This is a genomic window from Paraburkholderia sp. SG-MS1, from assembly GCF_012275575.1.
Lineage (GTDB): Bacteria > Pseudomonadota > Gammaproteobacteria > Burkholderiales > Burkholderiaceae > Paraburkholderia.
Window position 1 is genome coordinate 24,617 of sequence record NZ_NPIH01000006.1, and the last position, 19,142, is coordinate 43,758.

Annotated in this window: 15 protein-coding genes and 2 tRNA genes; 10 read left to right on the forward strand and 7 right to left on the reverse strand. The window is 63.8% G+C overall.

Annotated features, from left to right (window positions below; all coding sequences use genetic code 11):
- Positions 1 to 26: 26 nt before the first annotated feature.
- Complete coding sequence (locus tag CIC12_RS00730) at positions 27 to 560, reverse strand: GNAT family N-acetyltransferase (protein ID WP_168661232.1); 534 nt, start codon at positions 558 to 560, stop codon at positions 27 to 29.
- Positions 561 to 843: 283 nt separating this feature from the next.
- Between CIC12_RS00730 and CIC12_RS00735 the strand changes: the two genes are divergently transcribed.
- From CIC12_RS00735 to CIC12_RS00770, 8 genes are all read left to right on the forward strand, one after another.
- On the forward strand, positions 844 to 1,095 hold the full coding sequence (locus tag CIC12_RS00735) for an acyl carrier protein (RefSeq protein ID WP_121318550.1): 252 nt from the start codon (positions 844 to 846) through the stop codon (positions 1,093 to 1,095).
- The gene (locus CIC12_RS00740) at positions 1,092 to 2,363 is read left to right on the forward strand and encodes an acyl-CoA dehydrogenase family protein (protein WP_168661234.1); all 1,272 of its coding nucleotides are present in this window, start codon (positions 1,092 to 1,094) and stop codon (positions 2,361 to 2,363) included. The genes CIC12_RS00735 and CIC12_RS00740 overlap by 4 nt, the downstream gene beginning before the upstream one ends.
- Positions 2,364 to 3,434: an amino acid--[acyl-carrier-protein] ligase gene (locus CIC12_RS00745; RefSeq protein WP_168661236.1), complete on the forward strand. Its 1,071-nt coding sequence runs from the start codon at positions 2,364 to 2,366 to the stop codon at positions 3,432 to 3,434.
- A complete protein-coding gene (locus CIC12_RS00750; protein ID WP_168661238.1) occupies positions 3,431 to 4,498 on the forward strand; it encodes a DUF1839 family protein in 1,068 nt (355 codons plus the stop codon). Before CIC12_RS00745 ends, CIC12_RS00750 begins: the two co-directional genes overlap by 4 nt.
- A gap of 169 nt (positions 4,499 to 4,667) precedes the next feature.
- Entirely contained in the window at positions 4,668 to 7,223 is a 2,556-nt protein-coding gene (locus tag CIC12_RS00755) for a glycosyl hydrolase 2 galactose-binding domain-containing protein (protein WP_446727887.1), read from the forward strand.
- A 627-nt stretch (positions 7,224 to 7,850) separates the two neighbouring features.
- Positions 7,851 to 8,585 (forward strand): Crp/Fnr family transcriptional regulator, encoded by a 735-nt coding sequence (locus CIC12_RS00760; protein ID WP_006048767.1) that lies wholly within the window; start codon positions 7,851 to 7,853, stop codon positions 8,583 to 8,585.
- A 36-nt stretch (positions 8,586 to 8,621) separates the two neighbouring features.
- Positions 8,622 to 10,007: an undecaprenyl-phosphate glucose phosphotransferase gene (locus tag CIC12_RS00765; protein WP_168661242.1), complete on the forward strand. Its 1,386-nt coding sequence runs from the start codon at positions 8,622 to 8,624 to the stop codon at positions 10,005 to 10,007.
- Between the two features lie 2 nt (positions 10,008 to 10,009).
- Complete coding sequence (locus tag CIC12_RS00770; protein WP_168661244.1) at positions 10,010 to 10,963, forward strand: glycosyltransferase family 2 protein; 954 nt, start codon at positions 10,010 to 10,012, stop codon at positions 10,961 to 10,963.
- A gap of 316 nt (positions 10,964 to 11,279) precedes the next feature.
- On the opposite strand, the gene CIC12_RS00775 is transcribed toward CIC12_RS00770, so the two are convergent.
- From CIC12_RS00775 to rnr, 6 genes are all read right to left on the reverse strand, one after another.
- The gene (locus CIC12_RS00775) at positions 11,280 to 11,702 is read right to left on the reverse strand and encodes a helix-turn-helix domain-containing protein (RefSeq protein WP_168661246.1); all 423 of its coding nucleotides are present in this window, start codon (positions 11,700 to 11,702) and stop codon (positions 11,280 to 11,282) included.
- 43 nt (positions 11,703 to 11,745) lie between these two features.
- On the reverse strand, positions 11,746 to 11,919 hold the full coding sequence (locus tag CIC12_RS00780) for a type II toxin-antitoxin system HigB family toxin (RefSeq protein ID WP_342030490.1): 174 nt from the start codon (positions 11,917 to 11,919) through the stop codon (positions 11,746 to 11,748).
- A 316-nt stretch (positions 11,920 to 12,235) separates the two neighbouring features.
- Entirely contained in the window at positions 12,236 to 13,453 is a 1,218-nt protein-coding gene (locus tag CIC12_RS00785) for a glycosyltransferase (RefSeq protein WP_168661248.1), read from the reverse strand.
- A 534-nt stretch (positions 13,454 to 13,987) separates the two neighbouring features.
- Entirely contained in the window at positions 13,988 to 14,683 is a 696-nt protein-coding gene (gene rpiA / locus CIC12_RS00790) for a ribose-5-phosphate isomerase RpiA (RefSeq protein WP_168661250.1), read from the reverse strand.
- Positions 14,684 to 14,754: 71 nt separating this feature from the next.
- Complete coding sequence (rlmB, locus tag CIC12_RS00795; RefSeq protein ID WP_121319478.1) at positions 14,755 to 15,498, reverse strand: 23S rRNA (guanosine(2251)-2'-O)-methyltransferase RlmB; 744 nt, start codon at positions 15,496 to 15,498, stop codon at positions 14,755 to 14,757.
- A gap of 195 nt (positions 15,499 to 15,693) precedes the next feature.
- Positions 15,694 to 18,198, reverse strand: coding sequence for a ribonuclease R (gene rnr, locus CIC12_RS00800; RefSeq protein ID WP_168661252.1), 2,505 nt, complete (start codon positions 18,196 to 18,198; stop codon positions 15,694 to 15,696).
- 304 nt (positions 18,199 to 18,502) lie between these two features.
- Here rnr and CIC12_RS00805 point away from each other — a divergent pair.
- Both CIC12_RS00805 and CIC12_RS00810 read left to right on the forward strand, forming a co-directional pair.
- Positions 18,503 to 18,589 (forward strand) — tRNA-Leu (locus CIC12_RS00805).
- Positions 18,590 to 18,820: 231 nt separating this feature from the next.
- Positions 18,821 to 18,907, forward strand: a tRNA-Leu gene (locus tag CIC12_RS00810).
- Positions 18,908 to 19,142 lie beyond the last annotated feature (235 nt).

Sequence of the window (19,142 nt, forward strand, 5' to 3'; positions counted from 1 at the left end):
CGATTCGTGATCCAGCAATGCCCCCGCTACAGTAGCTCGAATGTATCGACAAGCGATTCACCATCACGCGCACGGCGCCGCGCGCCAAAGCGCGGCTGACTGCTGCGAACCTGGCGCGTGAGGCCGATGAACGGCACGCCATGTTCGAGAAACGGCCCTTCCGTCTTGCGAAAACCGAACTGCTCATAGAAGCCGCGTAGATTGAGCGGCGCACTCACGCGCGCGGCGTGTCCTGGCCAACGCTCTGCGATCGCATCCAGCACGCGGTCGAGCAGCAGCTCCGCGGTGCCGTCGCCGCGCCGCAGCGGACTCGTCAGCACCTTGTCAATGGTGATTTCCGGATCCTCCGCGTCGCCGGGTTGCACACGTGCGTAAGCGAGGATCGGCATCGGCCTTCCCATATCCTCCACTGCGAACACGTGCAGCGCATTTTCATCCCGACCGTCCGCATCGAGGCAGACATGCGATTGCTCGACGACGAACACCGCGCTGCGCGCCCGCAGGATCAGATATAACTCGCGGGCCGAAAGCTGATCGAACTCCAGCGTCTTCCAATTCATCACGTTCCCCACCGGTCAGAAAGTTCAACGAGGGTAACGGTGCCCACCACCCTCGACGGCCTGGCTCGACATGCCGGCTCGTTGTCATGTCCACACGGTACGTCCGCGAAACTCGCGTTTCCGTGCGCCATCGCACTGACGCTCCGCGTTCTCAATCCTTAAATACGTTCCGAAGCCTGGCGACGATCTCGCCAGGCAGATAAGCGCGGAAAGCGCACACGTCTCACGCGTTTTCCGTCTACACCGTTTCAGGACCGTTGGACCATCAAGGGGGCACCGCACCATGAAGACTGCATTGCGACGCATCATTTCCGAATCCGCCCGTCTCGACGTGCCCGTCGACAGCCTCGCCGATGACGCCGATCTCTACGCCGCGGGCTTGTCGTCGCTAGCGACCGTGCATCTCATGCTGGCCATCGAAGATGAATTCGACGTCGAGATCCCCGATCGCCTGCTGACACGCCGGCTCTTCTCCAGCATCGATTCGATGGCCGCTGCGATCACCGAATTGCAGCAGGGCAAGGCCGCAGCATGAGCGCCCCGCAGCCGGATGCGGCCAGCGCCGCGACCCCAGCGCACGACAGCGCTGAAGCGGCCGTCACGTTGACGACGGTCGAAGCCGAGCCCGGCTGGCGCGCGGCCGCGCACCGCTGCGCCGCAGTGGCCGCGCAGTTCGCCGATGCCGTCGACCGCGAGGCCCGCTTTCCCCGCGAAGCATTCGACGCGCTCAAACGCGAACATTTGCTGTCGGCGATGGTACCGACCGCGTGCGGCGGCGCGGGATTGTCGCTCGCGGACATCGGCGCCATCTGCGAGACGCTCGCGCAAGGCTGCGCGTCGACCGCCATGGTCTATGCGATGCATCAGATCCAGGTCGCGTGTGTCGAGGCGCATGGTGGCGAGTCGGCGTGGCATCGGCGCCTGCTCGCGCAACTGGTCGAGCATCAATGGCTGCTGGCGTCGGCGACTTCCGAGGAAACCATCGGCGGCAACATGCGCACGAGCGCCTGCTCGGTCGAACTCGACGGTCCGCGTTTCCGGATCGAAAAGCTCGCGCCGACGATCTCCTACGGCGCGCACGCCGACGGCATTCTCGTCACCGCGCGCCGCACCGCGGAGTCGGCGGCCGCCGACCAGGTGCTGATCGTCGCGTTGCGCGATGACACGCAACTCGAGAAGCGCGGCGGCTGGGACGCGCTGGGCATGCGCGGCACCTGCAGCGAGGGCTTCCGGCTGGTCGCCACCGGACTTGCCGAGCAGATCCTCGCCACGCCGTTCGCCGAGATCGCCGACCAGACCATGCTGCCCGTTTCGCACACGCTGTGGGCCTCCGTCTGGACCGGCATCGCGATCGACGCGGTGAATCGCGCGAAGGCGTTCTTCCGCGCTCAGGCACGCGCGACGCCCGGCTCAATTCCGCCGGCCGGCGTGCGCCTTGCTGAAGCGGTCGGCCTGCTGCAGATGATGCAGGCGCGCCTGTCGGTCGCGCTGGAAGCGGCACGCGCCGCGCATCAGGCACGCCACGACGGTCCGCAGGCCGATGCGCCGCTCGCGGCGCTGCTCGGCTTCGCATCCGACATGAACACGCTGAAGACCAGCATCTCGACCACCGCGCTGCAAGTCGTCCAGCAAGTGCTGATGATCTGCGGCATGGCGGGCTACAAGAACGGCACGCCGTACAGCGTAGGACGCCATTTGCGCGACCTGCACTCCGCGCCGCTCATGATCAACAACGACCGCATTGCGCAAAACACCGCGAGTCTATTGCTCGCGCAGCGTCCTGCCGCACCGGGGAAAGCCTGAATGAACACGATGACCGATACCGCCGCGGCCGCTGCTGCTGCCGCCACCATTACCGACGCGAGCACCACACCGGACTTTCGCGACGAACTGCTGGCCGCGGGCCTGCTGATCGATACCGGTGAAAACGGCCTGTACGGCCGCAGCCAGATTTTCGAGGATGTGCTCGACCGCCTGAACGTGGCGATCACGCATCTGGGCGCGGACCAGCAACCGGAAGTGCTGCGCTTTCCACCGGCGATGCGCCGCACCGACTTCGAAGACAGCGAATACCTGAAGAGCTTCCCGAATCTCGCGGGCACGATCCATTCGTTCTGCGGCGACGACCTCGGTCACCGCCGCCTGCTGCGCGCGCTCGACGACGCGCTGACCGACAGCAACAGCGACGACGGGCGCAGCGACGCATGGATGGCGCAGCAAAAGCCCACGCGTGTGGTGCTGACGCCCGCCGCCTGCTATCCGATCTATCCGGTGCTGGCGCGGCGCGGCGCACTGCCCGCTGAAGGCCGCACCGTGGACGTGCTGTCGTACTGCTTCCGCCACGAGCCGTCGCTCGATCCAGGCCGCATGCAGATGTTCCGCCAGCGCGAATACGTGCGCCTCGGCAGCGCCGAACAGGTGATGGCGTTCCGGCAGATGTGGATCGATCGCGGCTCGCTGCTGGTGACGTTGCTGCAATTGCCGGTCGAAGTGGATCTCGCCAACGATCCTTTCTTCGGCCGCGGCGGCAAGATCGTCGCCGACAGTCAGCGCGCCCAGGCGCTGAAGTTCGAACTGCTGATACCCATCGCCGATCCGCGCGGCAAGACTGCCTGCCTGTCGTTCAACTACCACATGGAGCACTTTGGCGCGATCTGGAAGATTGCCTGCGCAGACGGCGCGGTGGCGCATACGGGCTGCGTCGGCTTCGGCATGGAACGCATCACGCTCGCGCTGTTCCGTCATCATGGCCTCGACGTGAACGGCTGGCCCGACGAGGTGCGCGCGCTGCTGTGGGGCGACACCGAAGCGCGCGTCGCGCAAGGCATGCGGACCTTGCAGGCGAGCGCGATCCACACTGGAGGCAGCGCATGAGCCCGTCTCTCACCTCCACGCCAATGAGCACGTCCAGTGCTTTGCCGATGCCCCGGCGCGTCGACCTGTCTGCGCGTGACAGCGCCGCCGCGCCGGGATCCGGCATGCGCCCGCGCGAGCACGTGCCGCACGCGCTGCATCAAGGCGAGCGCGTGTGGCAGGAGACCAACTGCTACGTCGATCTGTGGATCGAACTGTTGCATGGCTTCGGGCTCGATCCGCGCGCGGCATTCGCCTTTACCGTCACCCAGGACTTCGAGGGCGACCAGTTCACGTTCTTCAAATTCCCACTCGACGACATCGAACGGCTGTACGGCACACAGGTGCAGGAACTGGCCATCTACGATTCGCTCGAAGCCCGCGTGTTCGCGCAGACCACGCGCGGCCATACGGTGCTGGTGGAAGTGGACGGCTATTACCTGCCGAACACGCGCGCCACGTCGTATCGTCGCGAGCATCCTAAGACCACGGTGGGCATCGACTTCATCGATCCCGCCGCGCGCCGCCTCGGCTATTTCCACAACACCGGCTATCACCTGCTCGACGGCGAGGACTACGACGGCGTGTTCCGCAAGCTTCCGCAATTCGCACAGCAACCCGACCTGCTGTTTCCATATGTGGAATTCGCCAAACAGGCGCGGCCCGCGCTCGAAGGCGCCGCGCTCGCGGAAACGTCGGCGGAATTGCTGTGCGCGCATCTGCAGCGAAGGCCGCTCGTCAATCCAGTTTCGTCATGGCGTGCCGCATTTCCCGCGCATCTCGACATGCTGCTCGAACGCGGCGAGGCGTTCTTCCATCCGTACTCGTTCAACCTGATGCGGCAACTCGGCGCGAACTTCGAGTTTTTGTCGAAGTATCTGCTGTGGCTGAGCACGCAAGGCTTCGAGATGCCCGCGGCGATCCCGGCCGCGGCACAACGCATCGCGTCGGAGTCGATGGTGATGCAGTTCCGGCTCGTGCGAGCCATTGCCCGCAGACGGCGCGATGCGTGCGAAGACTGCTTCGACGTGCTCGAAAGCGCCTATGAAGCGACCTTGCCACCGCTCGCCGCGCTCGTGCGATGACGCGCGCTTCTCGCACCATATAGCGTTTTTTGGGGGTTCTGTGGATGTACTGACGCACGCGCCGGCGGCCGATGACGCTCGCGGCGATGGTTCGTTTGCGCATGCTGTCGCAACCACCACCATCGCCGCCTCACCCGCTGAAGCCGCGCAGATCGCCACCAGCGAGGAAGTGGGCACATGCGTGGCCGCACCGCACGAGGCGGCGACGCCATCACCCTGGCCGCAGCGGCTCGACACCGGCTGGCAGTGTGTCAGCACGCCGGCGGGCGCATGCGGGTCGCCTGCGGCGCTGCCCGCGCATGGCTGGCTCGCTGCGCCGGTGCCTGGCACCGTCGCAAGCGCACGGCGGGCCGCGGGTCTGCTCGACGCCGCTCACCCGCCGCCCCTCGCGTTCGACGACCACTGGTATCGCGTCACGCTCACCGGCAAAGGCAAACGCCGCTTGCGGCTGCACGGGCTCGCCACGCTCGCCGAAGTCTGGCTCGACGAGGTACGGCGCCTCGACTCCGATTCCATGTTCATCGCCCATGATCTGGACATCGAACTGAATGGCAGCGCGACACTGGCGCTGTGCTTTCGCGCGCTGACACCCGCGTTGACGGCAAAACGCCCGCGCGCGCGCTGGCGGCCGCGGCTCGTCTCGCCGCCGACGCTGCGCAACGTGCGCACTACACTGCTCGGCCATATGCCCGGCTGGTGCCCGTCGATTCAGGCGGTCGGTCCATGGCGTCCAGTCGAACTGCTGGGCGACGCGCCGCATGCATTCGACACGGTCGACCTGGCGAGCCGCGTCGATGGCGATGACGGCCTTGTTTCGCTCACGCTACGTTTCGCGTACCCGCACGATGCCGCGATTTGCGGCGCGACGCTCGAATGCGGCGCGGCCATTGCGTCTTTGCAATGGCGTGACGCCTATACCTTGACCGGCGCCGTGCGCGTGCCGCACGCCGAGCGCTGGTGGCCGCACACGCACGGCGAGCCGACTTTATATCCTCTGACGTTGCAACTCGATGACGGTCGTCTGAATTCTTACTCTCTGGGCTCGATCGGCTTTCGCAGCCTCGACGTGCAATGCGGCGCCGACGGCATGGGCTTCGCAATCCACGTGAACGGCGTGCCCGTGTTCTGCCGCGGCGCGTGCTGGACCAGCGCGGACCTCGTGACGCTCGCCGGCACCGAAGCGCAACTGCGTCACACGTTCGAGCTGGCGCGCGCCGCCGGCATGAACATGCTGCGCGTGGGTGGCACGATGGTGTACGAGTCCGACGCGTTCTATGCGCTTGCCGACGAATACGGCCTGCTCGTCTGGCAAGACTTCGCGCTGGCCAATTTCGACTACCCGAACGATGCGGCCTTCCGTGCGTCGATCGAACTGGAAGCCACGCAGTTTCTGGCCCGCACACGACGCTTCACGGCGCTCACCGTACTGTGCGGTGGCAGCGAAGCCGACCAGCAGGCGGCCATGTTCGGCCTGCCGCCTTCGCTGCGCGCGCAAGCCGTGTTCACCGAACTGTTACCTGCGATCGTCGCGCGCGAACGGCCGGACGTGCCGTATGTCGCCAACTCGCCTGCGGGTGGAACGTGGCCGTTTGCGACCGACGAAGGCGTGACGCACTACTACGGGGTCGGCGCGTATCAGCGTCCGCTCGACGACGCGCGCCGCGCGCGGGTGCGCTTTGCCGCCGAATGCCTCGCCTTCGCCAACGTCCCCGACGACGCGACCTTGCACGGCGCGCTGGGCACGGTCCATTCGCACGATCCGCGCTGGAAGGCTGCCGTGCCGCGCGACCCGGGCGCGGGTTGGGATTTCGACGACGTGCGCGACCACTACCTGCGCACGCTGTACGGCGTCGAGCCGGTGCAGTTGCGCTATGAAGACCCCGAGCGTTATCTGGATCTGTCGCGCGCGGTGGTGGCGGAGGTGATGAGCGACGTGTTCGCCGAATGGCGACGCGCGGACTCCACCTGTGCCGGCGGATTGGTCTGGCAATTGCAGGATCTGCGCGCGGGCGCAGGCTGGGGTGTGATCGACGCCACAGGACGGCCCAAAAGCGCGCTGCACGGGCTCGCGCACACATTGCAACCCATCCAGATCACGCTGACCGACGAAGGTCTCAACGGCCTCGATATTCACCTGATCAACGAGCGCGCGCAAACGTTTAGCGGACGACTCGATCTGGTCTGCCTGCGCGATGGCAGCGTGAAGGTCGTGTCCGCGAGTTGCCCCGTGGAGTTGCCGCCGCGCAGCGCGCAACGTCTCAGCGCGGCCGCATGCCTCGGCCAGTTCTTCGACTTTACGCACGCCTACCGATTCGGCCCGCGCGCGCATGATGTCACGCTGGCGACACTGCGCGACGTGGCAAGCGAAGAAATCGTTTGCGAGGCGTTTCATCTGCCCGATCGCCGCGTGAGCGAGCGTCACGACCTCGGTCTGACTGCTCTCGTCGAGCGCAGCGGCGACGGCTGGCAGCTCGTCATCGAAACGAAACGCTTCGCACGCTTTGTTCATATCATCGACCCACACTATCGTGCTGCACGCGACTGGTTTCACCTCGCTGCGCATCGCCCCGTTACCGTGCCATTGATTCCTCTGACGTCAACCGCGTCGCAAGAACGAATCGTTGCGCACGCATCCAGCTCCACGGTTAACGCTGATGCAACATGCGCGACACCCGCCGGCGAAGTGCGCGCGATCAATGCAATATCCGCCACCTTCTACCGCTAGATGTCGCGCTGATCTAGGTATCGCGCGCGAGCCGCATAAAACCTCACACCTGGCGAGCCCATGTGTCTGCTGGAGCGGATCACTGTTGGTTTTTTTGCGACTTCGGGACCGTCGGATAGTCACTCCGTGCGGCAGCGTACGCAGCGCATTGAACACATCTGAATCAATTCCGGCACATCGCGGACATCGCACCACAACGCCCATGGTGGGGCTATTTCGCCGCTGGGACCCCTGCTGCGTGAACCCCGCCGACACGCTCCAGGCCAATACCACCAATGACTTCGGTCGTTTGGAACAAGCCCGCGAAACGCGGAGCTCCAAACGGCCCGTTGTACAGATTTGAAACAAAAAGTCACATTTCGCTTCGCGCGTCGCTAAGGTTTCGTTCGCTGCGCCGCACCAGCGCTCGCTTCAGGTAGCGTTGGCACACTCCTCGCTAATAGCTAAGCGCAACGCAGCGTCACCGCAGCAGGGTCCACAAAAACGGCGGCGGCGCACCAAGCCAATACGGGGCCGAGTCTGTCCATCCTTTCACTGCCGCCAGGCAGTTGTGATCCTTCACGGATGCAGACATCGGATCAAAAACAGAAAGCCGCCCTCAACGCGACTTTCACGCGAGGACCGATCATGTTGACACTTCAATCCGATCTGCACGGTAACCACTTGCTCGGAGCATTGCCGTCGCACGAATGGCAAGCGCTAGCTCCCCATCTTGAACTGGTTCATCTGCGCACTGAGCAGTTGCTGTGCGACTCGGGTCAACGCATTCATCACGTCTACTTCCCGACGACCGCGATCATCTCGATGCTCTCGACGATGGAAGACGGCAGCTCGGTCGAAATCGCCGCGGTCGGCCGCGAAGGCATGACCGGCGTGCCGGTGCTCACCGGCGGCGAAACCATGCCGAACCGCGTGCAGGTGCAATGCGCCGGCTTCGCCTACCGGATGAGCGCACAGGCGCTCAAACAGCAATTCGCCCGCTCCGACTTCCTGCGCCGCCTGATGCTGCTGTATATGCACGCCCTGCTCACGCAAGTCGCGCAAACCGCTGCCTGCAATCGTCACCACGCGCTGAACAAGCAGCTGTGCCGCTGGCTGCTGATCGAAGTGGACCGCGTCGCGTCGAATGATCTGACGGTAACCCAGCAACTGATCGCCGACATGCTCGGCGTGCGCCGCGAAGGCATCACTGAAGCCGCCGGCAAGCTGCACGACGAAGGCCTGATTCATCACAGCCGCGGCCACATCAAGGTGCTCGATCGCAAGGGCCTCGAAGCGCGTGCATGCGAATGCTACGGACTCGTCAAGCGCGAATTCGACCGTCTGCTGCCGCGCCTGCGCCAGGCCGAAACCGTCGAATAAGCCAGGTGCCGACCGACCAACAGAATAAAGAAAAATATGTTCAGGAATACTACGCGGGTTCTCGATGCGCTTTTCGTGATTGCCGGAAGCCTGCTCGGACATTGGCTGCGCTTCTCGACGCCGATCGAGTTGTCGGACACCGAGCGTCTTCTGATCGCGTTCAACTGTCTGCTCGTGTTGCTGTTGTTTCCGGGCTTCGGCGTGTATGAAACGTGGCGCGGCAAGGCGTTGGCGCCTGTGCTGGCGAGAATCACAGCGGCGTGGCTGGTGGTGTCCGTTACCGGCCTCGTGCTGGTGTTCACGCTGCATCGTATGGACGCGGTGTCGCGGCTGTGGTTCGGTTATTCGACGCTGATCTCCGGCGCGATGATCATCGCCACCCGCTGCATCACGCACCTGGTGTTGCGCAGCGTACGGCGACGCGGGATGAATTTTCGCACCGTCGCGATCGTCGGCGCGCCCGGCTTCTCGCGTACGCTGCTCGCGCATCTCGAACATGCGCCGCAAGCCGGCTTCAAACCGGTGTGCGTGTTCGACACCAGCATCGAAGGCGCCGCCAACTATGGCACGCGCCTGAAGCGCCTGCCGGTGCTGACCGATCTCGATGCGTTCGTCAACAAGGTGCGCAACGAGCGTGTAAGCGAAGTGTGGCTCGCGCTGCCGCTTTCCGAAGAACATACGATCTATCGCTTCACGCATATCTTCAGACACGACTTCGTGAATCTGCGCTTCGTTCCCGATGTACGCAGCCTCTCGCTGTTCAACCACGCGCTGGTCGACGTCGTCGGGTTACCCACGCTCAATCTGAGCGCGACGCCCTTCTCGCCGCCGCAGATGTGGCCCAAGCTAATGTTCGACCGGCTGTTCGCTGCGCTCGCGCTGCTCGTGCTCGCGCCGGTGTTCCTCGTGCTCGCGATCGGCATCAAGCTCAGCTCGCCCGGACCCGTGTTCTTTCGGCAGACGCGCAAGGGCGTCGACGGCGAGCCGTTCGCGATCTACAAGTTCCGCTCGATGACCGTTCATCACGAAACGCACGGCCAGGTCACCCAGGCTTCGCGAAACGATACGCGCGTGACGAAACTCGGCGGCTTCATGCGCCGCACCAGTCTCGACGAGCTGCCGCAGTTCCTGAACGTACTGCTCGGTCAGATGTCGGTGGTCGGCCCGCGCCCGCACGCGGTCGAACACGACGATCTCTACAAGGATCAGGTGTACGGCTACATGCACCGCTACCGGATCAAGCCGGGCATCACCGGCTGGGCTCAGGTGAACGGCTATCGCGGCGCCACCACCAAAGTGGAAAAGATGGAAGCGCGCGTCAAGTTCGACCTCTTCTACATTCAGAACTGGTCGTTCTGGTTCGACATGAAGATCGTGTTCATCACCATCTTCAAGGGCTTCGTCGGCCGCAACGCGTTCTGACCATGCCAGTGCGGCAAACGTTCGTGAAAGTGTCGGTGATCGTGCCGACGCACCGGCGCACGGCCGACCTGGCCCGCTGTCTTGCGGCACTCGACGCGCAGGAGCGTCGCGCCGACGAAGTAATCGTGGTTGCGCGCCACGACGACTACGCCACACTCGACTGGCTGCGCACACGCGAAGCCAACCGGCCCGATCCGCGCCGCTTCGTCGTGCTGATGCGCAAGCCGGGTATGGTTGCCGCGTACAACCTCGGCATCGAAAGCGCAAGCGGCGATGTGCTCTGCTTCACGGAAGACGACGCCGCGCCGCATAGCGACTGGATCGCGCGAATCGCTCGCGCGTTCAACGACGATCCCACGCTCGGCGGTCTGGGCGGCCGCGACATCGTGCATGAACGCCACGGCATCCTGCAGGGCCACACGCCGCGGGTGGGCCTCGTGCGCTGGTATGGACGGATCATCGGTAACCACCATATCGGCCATGGCGAAGCACGCCGGGTGCACGTACTCAAAGGCGTCAACATGGCGTTTCGCCGCGAGGCGATCGGCGCGCTGAGGTTCGACTCGCGCTTGCGCGGCCACAGCGCACAAGCTCACTGCGAGATGGCGTTCAGTCTTGACGTGCAACGGCGCGGCTGGGTTCTGATCTATGACCCTTCGCTGCTGGTCGAGCACTTTCCCGTGCCGCGCAGCGATGAAGATCCGCGCTTCGCTTTCAACGACGCAGCCTTCTACAACGCGTCATTCAATCTCCGCCTCATCATGTGCGAATACCTGAGCCCGCATGGCCGATGGGCGTTCGTCGCTTACTCGACGCTGATCGGCGAGCGCGCCGACCCGGGCTTTCTGCGCGCATTGTCGCTCGCATTCGAACGCGGCGGCGTGGCGCTCGCGCTGCGTAAATGGCGAGTGGGTCTGCGGGCAATGCGCGGCGCGTGGCAGGAAGCGATACGCTGACTGGGCCAAGCAGCCGCTTCGCACGAGGCAGCCACCCTTCGCTTTCAATCCGGGCCGGTTGCGGCGGCAAGGCCCTCGCGCCGCCACGCGCCCGTTCCGTCACGTGAGCCGGCATATGCAGCACAAGCGGCCGTGCCGGCGCGGGCCACGGCGCACTCCTGCGCTCTCTCAAACGGTCGCCGCGTCGATGCAGTTGCCCCGACACCAAAGGTAGGATGGCAAGCCGTCAGCGCCCGTGCGGATGGAACGGTCAAGTGCGAGCCGGCCTGCTAACGCTCCACCCCGCGCCCGGCACGAAGCCCGCGTTGCGCGATCTTCACAGAAACGCGCTGACGTCGATATGAAAACGCAAGGCAAGCGCCTTCGCCACTTTCTTGCTGATGGCGCGCCGCCCCGCGAGAATATCGCTCACCACGGTGGGCGAAGCGATACCTATCAAGTCTTTCTGCTTGAGTCCGTGGGTTTCCAGCAGATGCCGCAGTACTTCGCGTGGCTCCGCTTTGGGAATCGTCACGTTGTGCGCTTCCCAGTTTGCGACCAGTTCCGTGACGATCGCGAACAGGTCGGCCAGAGGATCTTCCTTGTTGCCGTTCAGCTGATCGGCGAGCGAGTTGGCGACCCGCACCATCTGCTGGTAGTCCTCTTCGGTACGAATAGGCGTGATCGGCAACTGGTTTTGCAGCGCGACCCAGGTTTGGGCAACGTCGGGAAAAGGTCCCGGAAGGCGATCGGCGTTCATGAGATTAAGTTCTTCCTCGTCCAAAGGTCGTACTCCGCATGCGTCATACATGACGAACGAATGACGACAGCCTGTTGTAGTGAATCGCCGCGACGATCCTGAACCGGTTGCCGCCTGCACCGAAAACGGTGTATTGCGGCGGCACCTGGTCCACACTGGCGAACGTCTGCTTCAGGTCGTTATAGCCATACGCGAGGCAAGCCTGCGCTACTGCCACGTCAATAGCGCACTGCGCGCACCCCGGATGTCTCTTTATAAAGTCCTGCAACGCCTTCTTTGAAATGACCCGCATCGTCTTCCTCCGCACGTATGCGCGCAGCGAAGATGCGCGGATACGTGCAGGGCCAGACGGAGCCGATCGACAGCGATAGCCGGTCGGACTGGTATAGCCCGGACGGCCATGTGCGGCCTACTACGGTGCGACGAAAATCTATTTATTCGCATGTTGTTCATTCTCAAGATGCGAATAAATAGATACCCCGAGCCAACTATGGATCACGCCGAGTCACCCGCCACAATCCGGCGCAAGCACATCACGGCCCCAAATTGCTCCTGGAGGCGGGCTTGTCCGACCATGCAAGGTCCTCGGTCTCCAGATCGTGCTCACCCACCTGCGCCGTTCCAACGCGCTGACGCATGCCGGCGGCAGCGATCGTCCGGGTGACCTCGGCCATGAATGCGCGCCGGAACATCGCTGCCGAAAACCGTTCGGCATTCGCGCGACAAGCCGCTGGCGTGATGCGTTCACGCAGCCGTTCGAAGCGCTCGATCGCCTCGCGCATCGACACGACCGTTTGGGATGCGAAATATATGCCCGTGGGACGCGCGTCGCCAAGCGGCGTCAGCATGTCCAGCGCGTCGCCCTTGCCGAAGGCAATCACCGGCGTGCCACACGCCTGCGCTTCGAGCGGAGCGATGCCGAAATCTTCCTCTGCTGCGAACACGAAGGCCCGCGCGCGTTGCAGATAATCCTTCAGAACCTCGAGCGGCTGCGGGCCGAGGATCGTCACGTTCGGTCCGGCTCTCGCGCGCAGCGCCGCCATCTGCGGCCCGTCGCCGATGACGACCAGCTTGCGCTGCGGCGTTGCGTTGAAGGTGTCGACGATCAGATCGAGGCGCTTGTCCGACGCCCTGCGCGACACGCTCAGATAGAAGTCGTCCTTTTGCGCGCGCATTTCGAATTCATGCACGTCGACGGGCGGCGGAATCACGGCGGCCTCGCGCCGGTAAGTCTTCATCATGCGACGCGCCGCGCACTGCGAGTTCGCAATCAGGCTGTCGACACCGCTCGTCGAACGGGTGTCCCAACTGCGCAGATAATGCAGCCACGCGCGGGCTGCCCACGACTTCGGCCCGTGCGTCAGCCTCGCTTCACGCAGATATTGATGTTGCAAATCCCACGCCTCGCTCATCGGTGAATGCACGTAGCTCACATGGGTCTGCTCCGGGCCCACCGGCACACCCTTGGCGAGCACGCGCGAACTCGTGATAATCAGGTCGTAATCCGCGAGATCGAACTGCCCGATGGCACGCAGCATCAACGGCAAATACGCGCGATAGCGGCGCCGCGCGAACGGCAGGTGCTGAATGAACGACGTCGTGACGGACTTGCCGCGCAGCAGCCGGCGATCATCGAGAAAATCCACCAGGCTGAAAAGGTCGGCGTCGGGAAAGCACTCGATGATCTGCTCGAGCACTTTCTCCGCGCTGCCGGATGCGACGAGCCAGTCGTGCACGATCGCCACTTTCATGACCTCTCCTAGCTGTCGGGAAAAACGCACCTCTTGGGCCTAGCAACGAGTGTATGTGCCGCATTGATTGCTGTGCGTGCGGGTGCCCACATTCGACGCGCGACAGTGCGCGAATAATCGGCTGGATGTTCGTATGCGTGAGCGAAACGGTGGCTTGCGCATGTGGCGGCGAAAGGCTCTGCTCGCCTTCGGGCCATGGGTTCGCGCGGACCGGAAGAATGAGGCGACGCGCCGGCGTACGCCGACTGGGCAGAGCCGGTTCGGGGTAGTGATCGGCGAAGAGATGAGGTGTGACAGAAGCGCTGTGCTCGCCGCAATGATCAGGACATTGCGCACCGGTGGGACACTCACATAGCGTCTCACGGAGCGACGCGCGAAACGATGCGCGGCTTACGTCTGCGGCGACTCGATGTTGGCAGGGCTTGGCCCGGCAATCAGGCAAGCCGCGCGTCGGTTCAGACGATTCATACAAAAGCAGATCGCGCGCAACCCTGCACATTGCAGAGTGACGCGCGATTTCAGAACCACCGTCGATCAGCCCTTGCTGTACTCGATCGTCTCGACGCCGGTGTCCGTGCCGAGCAGGCACAGGTTCGCGCCACGCCCCGCGAACAGGCCCACGGTCACCACACCCGGCCAGGCATTGATGTGCGTTTCCAGCGTGCGCGGGTCGCTGATGCGCAGACCCTTGACGTCGATGATCTCGTTGCCGTTGTCGGTGATGAACGGCACGCCCTCTTTGGTCACACGCACCACCGGCACACCGCCGAGCGCGGTGACGCGGCGGCCGATCGCGGTGCGCGCCATCGGCACCACTTCGATCGGCAGCGGGAAGTTGCCGAGCGTGTCGACCAGCTTGCTGGCGTCCGCGATGCACACGAATACGTCCGACACCGACGCCACGATCTTTTCGCGCGTCAGCGCGCCGCCGCCGCCCTTGATCATGGCGCCGCTGCGGTCGATCTCGTCGGCGCCGTCCACGTACACCGGCAGCGAATCGATTTCGTTCAGGTCGAGCACCTTGAAGCCGTGCGATTGCAGACGCGCGGTGGTGGCGAGCGAACTCGACACAGCGCCGCGATAGCGCGCCTTGCTGGCGGCCAGCGCGTCGATGAAACAGTTCGCGGTCGAGCCCGTGCCGACGCCGATCACCGCGCCTTCGGGCACATTGGCGTTCACATAGTCGGCGGCGGCCTGGCCGACCAGTTGTTTGAGTTCGTCTTGAGTCATGGAAGTGGCTGGCGAGCAGTTAAAGCGATAGAACCGCTAGTTTACCGGAGTGATGCACGAGTGCCGGGCGATTACTTCTTCACCGCCCGTTGCCGCACCGCTTCGAACAGACAGACGCCCGACGCCACGGAAACGTTCAGGCTTTCGACCGTGCCCGCCATCGGAATCTGCATGACCACGTCGCAGGTGTCGCGCGTGAGACGGCGCATGCCCTCGCCTTCGGCCCCCATCACGAGCGCCACCGGACCGTCGAGCTCGGTGTCGTAGAGGCTCTTGGTGGCCTCGCCGGCCGTGCCGACGACCCACACGCCCGCGTCCTTCAATTCGCGCAGTGCACGCGCCAGATTCGTCACCGTGATGTAAGGCACGGTGTCGGCCGCGCCGCTCGCGACCTTCGCGGCGGTCGCGTTCAAACCGACCGCGCGATCACGCGGCGCGATCACCGCATGTGCGCCGGCGGCATCGGCCACGCGCAGGCAGGCGCCGAGATTGTGCGGATCGGTCACGCCGTCGAGCACCAGAATCAGCGGCGAACCGTTGATGCCGTCGAGCAGTTCGGCCAGATTCTGCGCGAGCGGCATGTCGCCCGCGCGGGCCACCACGCCCTGGTGACGCTCGGTGTGCGCGAGGCCCCACAGACGCGTTTCGTCGGCGGCGATCAGACGCACGCCGGCTTCCTTCGCCGAGTGCAGGAATTCGGTCATGCGACGGTCTTTGCGCGTCGCGTCGTAATAAACATCCTCGACCGTCGACGCATCGTGCCGGATACGCGCGGTCACTGCGTGGAAACCGTATAAAACCTTGAGACGTGCCATGACTGAACAACCTTTGATTGAGCGCGATTGCGACACGCGCTGCTGTGATGAATACGAGTTTGAGTACTTCGCGTGAATACTTTTGCCTGCCTGCCGCGCTCGTGGCTTGTCTGCGCGCCGCGATAAAACGCAGACCGCGCGCAACCGGCACGTATGAACGTACCCGATGCGCGCGGTTCAGGCGGTGCGACCGCTTCAGCGTTTCTTGCGTGCCTGCGGTTTCGACGCTGCTTTGGCCGCGGCGCCATACTTCTTCGCCGCACCACGCGCCGCGCGCGCTTCTTTGACCGCCACGGTTTGCGCGGGCGCGGCCTTCTTGCGCCGTGCGCCGCTTGGCGCCGTCGCGGCGGCTTCGGCCGGCGGCAGCGAACGCACCCGCGCGCCGCCGCTTTCACCCGCGCCCTTGTCGGCCAGCGCCGCACGCGCCGCAGGCGGCTTGATCGGGGTGTCGCGCACGAGCCGGAAATCGATCTTGCGCGCGTCGAGATCGACGCGACTCACCTGCACCCGCACCCGGTCCGACAGACGATAACGAATACCGGTGCGCTCGCCGCGCAGCTCGTTCTTGATCTCGTCGTACTGGAAGTAGTCGGAGCCGAGTTCGGTCACGTGCACGAGGCCTTCGATAAAGAGCGAATCGAGCTGCACGAAGATGCCGAACGACGTCACGCCGTTCACCATGCCGCCATACTCTTCGCCGAGCTTGTCGCGCATGAAATAGCACTTCAGCCATGCTTCGACGTCACGCGAGGCTTCGTCGGCGCGGCGTTCGTTAGCAGAGCAATGCAGTCCGAGCTCTTCCCAGATCGCGACGTTGTTGCCGCGCTGGCGACCGCGCTTTTCGTCGTCGGCCTGTTGCATCGCGCGGGCGCGCGGCGACAGCGCGGTATTCAGCTCGACGCCTTGCGGCGGCTCCGGCTGATACTTGCGGCCCTGGAGGATCGCGTAGATCGCGCGGTGCGTGAGCAGATCGGGATAACGGCGAATCGGGCTCGTGAAGTGCGCATACGCTTCATATGCGAGGCCGAAGTGGCCGATGTTCTCCGGGCTGTAGACCGCCTGCTGCATCGAACGCAGCAGCATGGTTTGCAGCATCTGCGCATCGGGCCGCTCGCGGATCTGGGCCATCAGCGCGGCGTAGTCGCTCGCGTGCGGCGTGTCGCCGCCGGCGAGCGTCAAGCCCATGCCGCGCAGGAAGGTGCGCAGATTCTCGAGCTTTTCCGCGGTCGGCCCGGCGTGCACGCGGAACAGACCCGGATGCTTGTTGCGCTTGAGGAAGTCGGCCGCGCAGACGTTCGCGGCCAGCATGCATTCTTCGATCAGCTTGTGTGCGTCGTTGCGGGTGCGCGGCACGATCTGCTCGATCTTGCCCTGCGCGTTGCAGACGATGTACGTCTCGGTCGTATCGAAGTCGATCGCGCCGCGTTTCTGGCGCGCCGCGAACAGCGACTTGTAGACGCCATACAGATTCTGCAATTGCGGCAGCAATGCGGCGCGGCGCGCGGCCTCCGGACCCTTGGTGTTTTTCAGCACCGCGGCGACTTCCGTATAGGTCAGACGCGCGGCCGAATGCATCACGCCGGGATAGAACTGATACGCCTTCACTTCGCCGCGCGCGGTGACGATCATGTCGCACACGAGCACGCAACGATCGACGTGCGGGTTCAGCGAGCACAAGCCGTTCGACAGTTTCTCCGGCAGCATCGGAATCACGCGGCGCGGGAAATACACCGACGTGCTGCGTTCGATCGCATCGGCGTCGAGCCCGCTCTTCGGCAGCACGTAGTGTGACACGTCCGCGATCGCGACGATCAGACGGAAGCCCTCGCCACGGCCGACCTGCACCGGTTCGCAATACACCGCGTCGTCGAAGTCGCGGGCGTCTTCGCCGTCGATCGTGACGAGCGGCACGTCGCGCAGATCGATGCGGTGACGCGCGTCGACCGGACGGACTTCGTCGGGCAGCTTCGAGGCTTCGTCGAGCGCGTCCGGGCTGAACTCGTGCGGCACGCCGTACTTGCGCACCGCGATTTCGATTTCCATGCCGGGGTCGTCGATATCGCCGAGCACTTCCACCACGCGGCCGAGCGGCTGCGAATGACGGCTCGGGAAATCGGTCAGCTCGACCACCACCACCTGGCCCACCTTGGCCTTTTTGGTGTTCTGCGTGATCAGGATGTCGTGGCCGATGCGCTTGTCTTCGGGCGCGACGATCAGCGCGCCGTTCTCGTTGAGCAGGCGGCCAATCACGCGCTTGTTGGCGCGATCCGTCACTTCGACGATATGCCCTTCCGGACGGCCGCGCCGGTCATAACCGACGATGCGCGCGAGCACCCGGTCGTTGTGCATGACCTTCTGCATTTCGCCGGTGGGCAGGAACAGATCGTCCTGACCGTCGTCGCGAATCAGGAAGCCGTAGCCGTCGCGATGACCTTGCACACGGCCCGCGACGAAGTTCGAGGGATGCGTCAACTGATAGAGATTGCGCTGGTCGAGCCGGATCTGGCCGTCGCGCTCCATCGCGCCTAAGCGCTTGAAAAATCCTTCGCGCTCCTGGCGCTTGATCGACAGGGCTTCGGCGATGTCGTTCGCGGCAAGCGGCGTTTCACTCGTGCGCAGGACGCCCAGAATTTCTTCGCGGCTTGGAATCGGATACGGAAATTTGCTCAAGGGCTTGTCGATGATTTTTTCTCGTTGCATGGACGTCGGTCGGCGATGTAGCTCGGCTGAAGAAGCGTTTGCGTTGCGCTTGGTTGCACCTGCAAATGCACAGAAAAGACTGCTCGGGTCCGGCTCGTTCAAGGCTGAGTCGACGGGCGTGTGTGCACCGTACCAACGAACTACTGCGAGGCATTCTAACACCCGTCTTGCGCGCCACGCGGCCTGTCAATGGTCGCCGGGAGGCGCGTGCGGGCTGGTCGGCGAGATGTTTAAGCAAGTTTTGAGAAACGCTTGACAGGCCCTAATCTGTCGCTATAATGGCGGTCTTTGCTGTTCATCACCTGCCCAGGTGGCGAAATTGGTAGACGCACTAGGTTCAGGTCCTAGCGGTGGCAACACTGTGGAGGTTCGAGTCCTCTCTTGGGCACCAGATTCGAAATTAGAGCCGCCTGCGGGCGGCTCTAATTTTTGTAGGAAGCTTCGTGACCGATTCAACTCGTTTGAGCGATCAGTTTGCGAGGTTGGCAGGACGGCAAGTTGGGTAGTGAAGCATCGCTTCGTTGCACGACTTGGCCGGGCGGTTGATAAAGCGATGTTTGTTTGAAGTAGGGATTGACACGCTGAATCGGCTTGCTAAAATAGCGGTCTAGCTTGAAGACGTGCCCAGGTGGCGGAATTGGTAGACGCACTAGGTTCAGGTCCTAGCGGTGGCAACACCGTGGAGGTTCGAGTCCTCTCCTGGGCACCAGAAAAATAGGTCCAGATCAATTGCTAGATCTGATGTTAATGAAAAGCCCGCTTTTGCGGGCTTTTTGTTTTTGGGGCGCCTAAAAGATGCTCGCGTCCCACGGTAAGCCGACGTCGAGTGAGTATGTTTTTGAGTACATGAAAGTTCGAGCTCCTGGAAACGTACTCACTGCGCGCCTAGCATCTTTCCCGATAGGCGCGCATCACGTACGGAGCCAAGTCTGTCCTCCACGACT